Source organism: Nocardia sp. NPDC003345 (genome assembly GCF_053589395.1).
This window is the reverse complement of sequence record NZ_JBSFRU010000282.1, coordinates 1-8,879: the sequence shown is the minus strand read 5'-3', so window position 1 is coordinate 8,879 and position 8,879 is coordinate 1. Positions and strand designations below refer to the sequence as shown.

7 protein-coding genes and 1 pseudogene are annotated in these 8,879 nt (G+C 70.1%); 7 read left to right on the top strand and 1 reads right to left on the bottom strand.

From position 1 onward, the window contains the following. From ACWDU1_RS24920 to ACWDU1_RS24910, 3 genes and pseudogenes are all read left to right on the top strand, one after another. Positions 1 to 224 (top strand): annotated as a pseudogene (locus ACWDU1_RS24920) (bifunctional 3,4-dihydroxy-2-butanone-4-phosphate synthase/GTP cyclohydrolase II); the annotation flags it as partial. 28 nt (positions 225 to 252) lie between these two features. After that, positions 253 to 732 (top strand): 6,7-dimethyl-8-ribityllumazine synthase, encoded by a 480-nt coding sequence (ribH, locus tag ACWDU1_RS24915; RefSeq protein ID WP_450002019.1) that lies wholly within the window; start codon positions 253 to 255, stop codon positions 730 to 732. A 4-nt stretch (positions 733 to 736) separates the two neighbouring features. Continuing rightward, a complete protein-coding gene (locus ACWDU1_RS24910) occupies positions 737 to 1,228 on the top strand; it encodes a PH domain-containing protein (RefSeq protein ID WP_450002017.1) in 492 nt (163 codons plus the stop codon). Between the two features lie 7 nt (positions 1,229 to 1,235). Here ACWDU1_RS24910 and ACWDU1_RS24905 read toward each other — a convergent pair whose 3' ends face one another. After that, positions 1,236 to 3,188, bottom strand: coding sequence for a gamma-glutamyltransferase family protein (locus tag ACWDU1_RS24905; protein WP_450002015.1), 1,953 nt, complete (start codon positions 3,186 to 3,188; stop codon positions 1,236 to 1,238). A gap of 186 nt (positions 3,189 to 3,374) precedes the next feature. Here ACWDU1_RS24905 and uvrC point away from each other — a divergent pair, with 186 nt between their 5' ends. The 4 genes from uvrC (at position 3,375) to whiA (ending at position 8,698) form a co-directional block, all read left to right on the top strand. Beyond that, entirely contained in the window at positions 3,375 to 5,429 is a 2,055-nt protein-coding gene (gene uvrC, locus ACWDU1_RS24900; RefSeq protein ID WP_450002013.1) for an excinuclease ABC subunit UvrC, read from the top strand. 283 nt (positions 5,430 to 5,712) lie between these two features. Continuing rightward, positions 5,713 to 6,663: an RNase adapter RapZ gene (rapZ, locus tag ACWDU1_RS24895; protein WP_450002012.1), complete on the top strand. Its 951-nt coding sequence runs from the start codon at positions 5,713 to 5,715 to the stop codon at positions 6,661 to 6,663. Beyond that, positions 6,660 to 7,724, top strand: a complete 1,065-nt coding sequence (locus tag ACWDU1_RS24890; RefSeq protein ID WP_450002010.1) for a gluconeogenesis factor YvcK family protein — start codon at positions 6,660 to 6,662, stop codon at positions 7,722 to 7,724. Before rapZ ends, ACWDU1_RS24890 begins: the two co-directional genes overlap by 4 nt. Continuing rightward, positions 7,721 to 8,698, top strand: coding sequence for a DNA-binding protein WhiA (whiA, locus tag ACWDU1_RS24885; RefSeq protein WP_174375588.1), 978 nt, complete (start codon positions 7,721 to 7,723; stop codon positions 8,696 to 8,698). The genes ACWDU1_RS24890 and whiA overlap by 4 nt, the downstream gene beginning before the upstream one ends. Positions 8,699 to 8,879 lie beyond the last annotated feature (181 nt).

Genomic DNA, 8,879 nt, shown 5'->3' with positions numbered 1-8,879 from the left:
CCCAGATCCTGGTCGATCTGGGTATCCGGTCGATGCGGCTGCTCACCAACAACCCGGCCAAACGGGTAGGCCTGGACGGATACGGCCTGCGGATCACCGAACGGGTGCCGATGCCGGTCCGCGCCAATGCCGAGAACCTGCGCTATCTGCGCACCAAACGCGACCGGATGGGCCACGACCTGGTGGGGCTGGACGATCTGGACCTGGGAGAGACGGCGCAGTGACGACACCCGGACCGAAAGGCGGAAATCGATGAGCGGCACCGGGGTACCGGACTTCACCCTCGCGGACGCGAAGGATCTGCGGCTGGCCATCGTGGCGTCCCGGTGGCATACCGAGATCTGCGACACCCTCGTGGCCAACGCCGAACGTGTCGCCGCCGACGCCGGGGTCCGGCACACCACCGTCGCACGGTGCGCCGGTGCGATGGAACTGCCGGTGCTGGCCCAGGAACTCGCCCGCACCCATGACGCCGTGGTAGCGCTCGGCGTGGTGATCCGTGGCGGCACACCCCATTTCGAGTACGTCTGCGACGCGGTGACCGCCGGTCTGACCCGGGTCTCGCTGGACGAGCGCACCCCGGTCGCCAACGGTGTACTCACCACCAACGACGAGAAGCAGGCCCTGGACCGGGCCGGGCTCCCCGATTCCGCGGAGAACAAGGGCGAGCAGGCGGCCGCGGCCGCGCTGGACGCCGCTCTCACGCTGCGCGGACTACGCGCGGCGGGCTGAGCCGATGCCGGTGGTACGGATGTGGCGGCGGGCCGATACCGCCCCGACGGAGGAATCCGGGTGGGAGCTGGAGGTGCGCGCACGGAAATCGCGGCGGACCGCGGTGATCGTCGCCGCCGGGCTGGTGATCGCCTTCACCGCGCTCGGAGTGTTCCTGCGGATCGAGTACACCGGGGTGAACTTCCGGGTGGTGGACCAGTTCGCGATGGCCGCCATCGGGATCTTCGGCGCGATCGCCGTTCTGCTGCTCACCCGGCCGCGGGTGCGCGCGGGTGAGCGTGGGGTGGTGGTGCGCAATGTTCTCGGCGACAACGCGTTCGAGTGGAAACATATCCGCGGCGTCTCGTTCCCGGACCGTAAGGCCTGGGCACGACTGGAGCTGGTGAACGACGACTACGTACCCATGCTGGCGATCCGTTCCAACGACGGAGAGCACGCCGCGGCCGCGCTGGACCGGCTCCGCGAACTGGGTGCGAAGTACGCCGGCCACGACTGAGCGTGGGCTAGCGGGTGTCGCCCAGCACCTCGCCCTCGCGGCGCGGATCCGCGCCGCCGACCCATCCCGTTTCGCCGTCGCGCGACAGTACGCTGAGCCCGCTGGTCTGCGGAGCCACCGAGACCTGATGTCCGCGTTCCCGCAGCCCGGTGACCAGCGGGTCGTGCGTGCCGTCGTCCCGGGCATCGATCGCGGGATGTTCGCCGCCGACATTGGTCACCGCAGTATTCGCCGCGCCGAACGCGACCGCCGATACCGCCTGCTGCGGATCCAGGCCCCAATCCAGCATGCCGACAAGGGTTTTCACGACGAACTGGATGATCACCGAACCGCCCGGTGAACCGACCACATGGGTGAGCGGCCCCGGGGCGCCGTCCGTGCCGCGTTCGAAGACCAGGGTGGGGCTCATGGAACTGCGCGGGCGTTTTCCGGGCTCGATGCGGTTGGCCACCGGCGCGCCGTCCGGGCCCGACGGGTCGGCGGCGAAATCGGTGAGCTGATTGTTGAGCAGGAAACCGTCGACCATGTGGAAGGACCCGAAGGCCGATTCGACGGTGGTGGTCATCGCGGCGGCGTTACCGTACGAATCGACCACCGAGATATGGCTGGTGCCGTGTTCGGGCTGCTGCGGTCCGGCGCCCAGGGTGGTGGGCCCGAAATCGCCGGGTTTCGCGGTGCCCATACTGCGGGTGGGATCGATGAGCCCGGCCCGCTCCTTCAGATAGCCCGGATCGACCAGGGTGCCGGGGGAATTGCCCGGCAGCGGAATGTAATCGGGATCGGCGATGTATTTGTCCCGGTCGGCGTAGGCGAGGCGTTCGGCCTCCGCGATCAGATGCGCCGCCTCCACCTGTGGCACGCCGCCGTTGCGGTCCACGCGCTCCGGGGGCAGGCCGGGGATATCGAAGTTCTCCAGGATGCCGAGCGTCGCCGCCACCGTGATACCGCCGGAGGAGGGACCCGGCATCCCGCACACCTCGTGCTCGCGATACCCGGTGCACAGTGGGGACCGCTCCACCGCCCGGTAGGCGTTCAGATCGGCGGCCGACAACAGGCCCGGGGTGCGCCCGCCGCTGCCCGAGGCCGCCGCCGCGACGATGGCCTCCGCGATCGAGCCGGTGTAGAAGGCCTCCGCCCCCTCGGTGGCCACCGTATTCATGGTCTTCGACAGCGCCGGATTGGTGAGGACGGTGCCCGCCGCCTTCGGCGAACCGTCGGGGTTCAGGAAATATTCGGCGGCGGCGGGGTCGCGGGCCAGCTCGGTGGCCGAATCGGCGATCTGACCGGCCAGCCGGGGACTGATCTCGAACCCCTGGTCGGCCAGGGCCACGGCCGGCTCGAACAGCTCCCGCCATTCGGTGTGCCCGTGCTCGGCATGCGCGGTCTCCAGCAGCCGGACCACCCCGGGCACCCCGATCGATCGGCCGCTGGCCCGGGTATCCGGCCGAGGTTCGGTGCGATCGGAATCACTGATCCAGCGCAGGTAGTTCTCGGTGGCCTCGGCGGGAGCGGTTTCGCGGCCGTCGTAGGCCTGGATGGTCTCGTGTTCGGCGTCGTAGTACATCAGGAACGCCCCGCCACCGAGGCCGGAGGCCTGCGGTTCGGTGAGTCCGAGCACGGTCTGGGCGGTGACCAGCGCGTCCGCCGCGGTGCCCCCGGCGCGCAGCACCTCGCAGGCCGCCCGGGTGGCGTGCGAGTTGGCGGTGGACACCGCGTACCCGGTGGTGTGTACCGCGCTCATCTCCGCACGGTATCCGGAGGCGATCTCGGGGTTGGTCGCGAGATCGCGGGACGTCGGCGCCGCCGAACCGGTGGCCGGGGCCGCGGTGACCGGTGTCCCGTTCGGCGCCGGGGTGCACGGGCCCGCGGCGCCGGAATCGTCGCCGCAACCGCTCAGCGAGGCGGCCACGAGCAGTCCCGTGATCGACAGTGCGTACCGAATCCGTTGTACCGGGCGCATATTCCGAACTCTAGCGGTCCGGGGCGACCGAGGAGGGGGACTCGCGCGGGCGCGGCGCCGCGGTCCCGGAATCCGCGGCCTCGTCCGGACCACCCGCCCCGGGCCGGGTGGTCCGTGGCCGCGGGCGGCGACGGTGGCGGCGGCAGTCGGATAAATCCTGTCCGTGGCCGCTACTACGCTGGTTGCGTGGCAGATCCCGCGACGTACCGGCCGCAGCCCGGCACCATCCCGCTCGAACCCGGCGTATACAAGTTCCGGGATTCGTACGGCCGGGTGATCTACGTCGGTAAGGCGAAAAGCCTGCGTAACAGGCTGAACTCGTATTTCGCCGATGTGTCCGCGCTGCACCCCCGGACCCGGCAGATGGTCACCACGGCCGCGAGCGTCGAGTGGACCGTGGTGTCCACCGAGGTGGAAGCCCTGCAGCTGGAATACAACTGGATCAAGGAATTCGATCCCCGCTTCAACGTCCGCTACCGCGACGACAAGTCCTATCCGGTGCTGGCGGTCACCCTGAACGAGGAGTATCCGCGGCTCTTCGTCTACCGGGGCGCACGGAAGAAGGGCGTTCGCTATTTCGGCCCCTACGCCCATGCGTGGGCGATCCGGGAAACCCTCGACCTGCTGCTGCGGGTCTTCCCGGCCCGCACCTGCTCGGCGGGGGTCTTCAAACGGCACAACCAGATGGGACGGCCCTGCCTGCTCGGCTATATCGACAAATGCTCGGCGCCCTGCGTGGGCCGGGTCTCCGCGGCCGAGCACCGGCGCATCGTGGACGATTTCTGTGATTTCCTGGCCGGGCGCACCGACCGGATGGTCAAGGATCTGGAGCGGCGGATGCACGCCGCCTCCGTCGACCTCGATTTCGAAACCGCGGCCCGCTTGCGCGACGACACCCAGGCCCTGCGCCGGGCGCTGGAGAAGCAGGCCGTGGTGCTGGGCGACGGCACCGATGCCGATGTGATCGCGTTCGCCGGTGACGACCTCGAGGTCGCGGTACAGATCTTCCATGTGCGTGACGGCCGGGTCCGCGGCCAGCGCGGCTGGGTGGTGGACAAATCCGGCGACGCGGCGGATACCGCGGAGGCCGGCGGCGAGCTCGCGGCCCTGGTGGAACAGTTCCTCACCCAGTTCTACGGCGAACAGGCCGCCGTAGCCGCGCAGACCGCCGGCGAGCAGCCGGGGGCGGTGGTGCCGCGCGAGGTACTGGTCCCGGAACTGCCCGCGGATGTGGACGAGGTCCAGCGCTGGCTTTCGACACTGCGCGGTGCCGCGGTCCGGGTCCGGGTGCCGCAGCGCGGCGACAAGAAGGCTCTCGCCGAAACCGTCGCGCGTAACGCCCAGGAGGCGCTGGCCCAGCACAAACTCCGCCGGGCCGGCGATCTGACCTCCCGGTCGGTGGCGTTGCAGGACATCCAGGACGCCCTCGACCTCGATACCGCCCCACTGCGGATCGAATGTGTCGACATCTCACACGTCCAGGGCACCGATGTGGTGGCCTCGCTGGTGGTGTTCGAGGACGGACTCCCCAAGAAATCCGATTACCGCCACTACGCGATCCGCGAGGCGGCCGGCGAGGGCCGTTCCGACGACGTCGGCAGTATCGCCGAGGTCACGCGACGCCGGTTCACCCGGTTGCGGCGGGAGCGGGACGCGGCCGAACAGGCCGACCTGGCAGGTACGACGCCGGAGCCCGAGCCCGGGAGCTCGCCGGACGCCGTCTCCGCGACCGGCGAGCTCCCGGAAGAAGAACTCACCTCGCGGCCCGGGATCGATCCCCGCACCGGGCGGCCGCGAAAATTCGCCTATCCACCCAACCTGTACGTCGTCGACGGCGGCGCGCCGCAGGTGGCCGCCGCGGCGGGAGTGCTGGAGGAACTGGGGATCACCGATGTCGCCGTGGTGGGCCTGGCCAAACGGCTGGAAGAGGTGTGGGTGCCGGGGGAGCCGGACCCGGTGATCCTGCCGCGCACCAGCGAGGCCCTCTACCTGCTACAGCGGGTGCGCGACGAAGCGCACCGGTTCGCGATCACCTTCCACCGCAGTAAGCGGTCGCGCCGGATGACCGCCTCGGCCCTGGACTCGGTGCGCGGGCTCGGAGCCGCCCGCCGGACGGCGCTGGTGACCCACTTCGGTTCGGTCGCCCGGCTCAAGGAGGCCACGGTGGAGGAGATCATCGAGGTACCGGGAATCGGCCGCACCACCGCCGAAGCGGTACTGGCGGCGTTGCAGGACCACTAGCGCACGGGCGGCGTCACCTTTCCGGCTCGGCGCGGTGTCCTTTGCCGGACTCGGCGCGGTGTCGCGGTCGCGGTTGCGCGGTGCCACTGATCGCCCCGGGCGCGCTGTCACTCATCGCGCCCGGCGCGGTGTCACTCATCGCGCCCGGCGCGGCGGCAGCCGCAACTACACGGTGATCCCCCCGTGTCACGTACGTTAGGTTCTGCGCCCCCTCGCAGCTCCGGGGCGCGGGCGTACAGCTACGTGACCGAAACGCATTCCCGAACACGGATCCGGGTGGTACATGACTCGCGTCGAATCGAACAACAGTACGAAGACGGTCCAGGGCGCCGAACCGGCGACCCCGGTCGAGGTCGTCATGGTGACCGGCCTGTCCGGCGCCGGCCGGGGGACGGCGGCGCGGGTCCTGGAGGATCTCGGCTGGTATGTCACCGACAACCTGCCGCCGGAGCTGATCGGCCGCATGGTCGAACTGGGCGCATCCGCCGACCCTCCCATCCGGCGGCTGGCCATCGTGATGGATGTGCGGAGCCGCTTCTTCACCGGCGATCTACCCGCGGTGACCGAACAACTACGCACCCGCGGCGTACCCACCCGCATCCTGTTCCTCGAGGCCTCCGACGATGTGCTGATCCGCCGGTTCGGCTTCGCCCGGCGCCGGCATCCCCTGCAGAACGACAGCGCCGACGGGACCCTGTCCGCCGGTATCGCGGCCGAACGGGTGCGGCTCGCCGGGGTGAAATCGGCGGCCGATGTGGTCATCGACACCACCGAGCTGTCGATCCATCAGCTGCACCGCAAACTCGAGGAGGTCTACGGGGGCGGCACGCCCGCCGCGCTCCAGCTGACCGTGCAATCGTTCGGCTTCAAGTACGGTGTCCCGCTGGACGCCGACATGGTTCTGGATGTGCGTTTTCTGCCCAACCCCCATTGGGTACCAGAACTTCGGCAGCACACCGGTCAGGAAGCGGTGGTCAGTGACTACGTGCTGTCGCGTCCGGGCGCCGACGACTATCTGCGGACCTGCGACCACCTGATCGAGCTGACCACCCAGGGTTACCGCCAAGAGGGGAAGCGATACATGACGGTCGCAGTGGGCTGTACCGGCGGCAGACATCGCAGTGTCGCGATCGCCGAGGCCCTCGGCGCACTCACCGGCGGCCGGATCGAGACCGGTGCGGACGGGCCGGTGGACGCGGTGCGGGTACTGCACCGGGATCTGGGGCGCGAATGAGCAACCCGGACAGCGACCCGCTCCCATCCGGCGATCCCGCCGTCGTCGCGCTCGGTGGCGGCCACGGGCTCTATGCCACCCTCACCGCGGTGCGCGCACTGACCAGCCGGATCAGCGCCGTCGTCACCGTCGCCGACGACGGCGGCTCCTCCGGCCGGTTGCGCCGGGAGCTCGGCGTCCCACCGCCCGGGGACCTGCGGATGGCGCTGGCCGCGCTGTCGGCCGACGCCGAAGGCGTGCTCACCCGTACGGTGCAGCATCGGTTCGGCGGCACCGGCGCACTGGCCGGGCATTCCGTCGGCAATCTGCTGCTGGCCGGGCTCACCGAGGTTCTCGGCGATCCGGTGGCCGCGCTCGACCAGGTCGGCGCCCTGCTGCGCATCACCGGCCGGGTACTGCCGATGTCGACCATCCCGCTCGATATCGAGGCCGATGTCTCCGGACTGGAGGCCGATCCGCGGGTGAGCCGCTGTATCCGCGGTCAGGTGGCGGTGGCGACCACCCCGGGCAAGGTGCGCCGGGTGCGGCTGCTGCCCGCCGACCCGCCCGCCTGCGTCGATGCCACCGCCGCCATCGAACGGGCGGATACGGTGATTCTCGGACCGGGATCGTGGTTCACCAGTGTGATCCCGCATCTGCTCGTTCCCGGACTGCACGAGGCCCTGGTACGAACCCGGGCCCGTAAAGTACTGATCTTGAATCTCGCCGCGCAGCCCGGCGAGACGGCAGGTTTCTCCGCGGAGCGGCATCTGCATGTATTGTCCCAGCACGCACCGGATTTCGCGGTCGACGAGGTTCTGGTCGACGGCGGGTGTGTGCCGGAAGGGCGCGAGCGTGAACATGTGGCCAGAGCTGCCGGGCAATTACGGGCACGAGTAATCTTTTCCGATGTCGCCGACGCGGGAACGGCCCGGCACGACCCCGGAAAGCTCGCCGCCGCACTGGATCAACTGATCCGCGAGCCTCGGCCACAGGTGCCGGGGGTTCGAGTCGAGGGACGGCACATGGGTCAGGATGTGCGGTCCGGGTTGGGTGGAAAGGAGCACGTCTCGTGGCGATGACAGCCGAAGTGAAAGACGAGCTGAGCCGGCTCGCCGTAACACAGGTGAGTGCGCGCAAAGCCGAACTGTCCGCCCTGCTGCGTTTCGCCGGCGGCCTGCATATCGTCGGCGGGCGGGTGATCGTCGAAGCCGAGGTCGATATGGGATCCATCGCCCGGCGGCTACGGCGGGAGATCTTCGAACTCTACGGATACGGGTCGGATGTGCATGTGCTCAGCGCCGGCGGCCTGCGCAAATCCTCCCGCTATGTGGTCCGGGTCGCGAAGGAGGGCGAGGCCCTGGCCCGCCAGACCGGACTGCTCGATGTCCGCGGCCGCCCGGTCCGCGGGCTGCCCGCCCAGGTCGTCGGCGGGAGCGTCGCCGACGCGGAGGCCGCGTGGCGCGGCGCCTTCCTCGCCCACGGTTCGCTCACCGAACCGGGCCGCTCCTCGGCGCTCGAGGTGAGCTGCCCGGGCCCGGAAGCCGCATTGGCGCTGGTCGGCGCGGCCCGGCGGCTGGGAATCTCGGCCAAGGCCCGGGAGGTGCGTGGAACCGATCGCGTGGTCGTGCGCGACGGCGAGGCGATCGGCGCCCTGCTCACCCGGATGGGTGCGCAGGACACCCGGCTCACCTGGGAAGAACGCCGGATGCGGCGTGAGGTACGCGCCACCGCCAACCGGCTCGCGAACTTCGACGACGCCAATCTGCGCCGCTCGGCCCGGGCCGCCGTGGCCGCGGCGGCGCGGGTGGAACGGGCGCTGGAACTACTCGGCGACGATGTACCGGACCATCTGGCCGCGGCGGGGAAGCTGCGGGTCGAACACCGGCAGGCCTCGCTCGAAGAACTCGGGCAACTGGCGGACCCGCCGATGACCAAGGACGCGGTGGCGGGGCGGATCCGGCGGTTGCTGTCGATGGCGGACCGGCGGGCCAAGGAGCTGGGGGTGCCGGATACGGAGTCGGCTGTTACCGCCGAACTTCTGGACGACGCCTGACGGAGGACGCGCCGGAGCCAACGGGTCGCGATGGTCGGGGCATACCCGATCGAGAAGGCGGAGCAGCGACCTTGCTCGTGAAGGTTCTGTGTTTATCGGCGCGGCTCCGCCGCGCGGGGTTCGGCCCCCGAAGCGTCGCTTGTCAGCACGCGATACTCGCGGCTGCGCCGCTTTGTCTCGC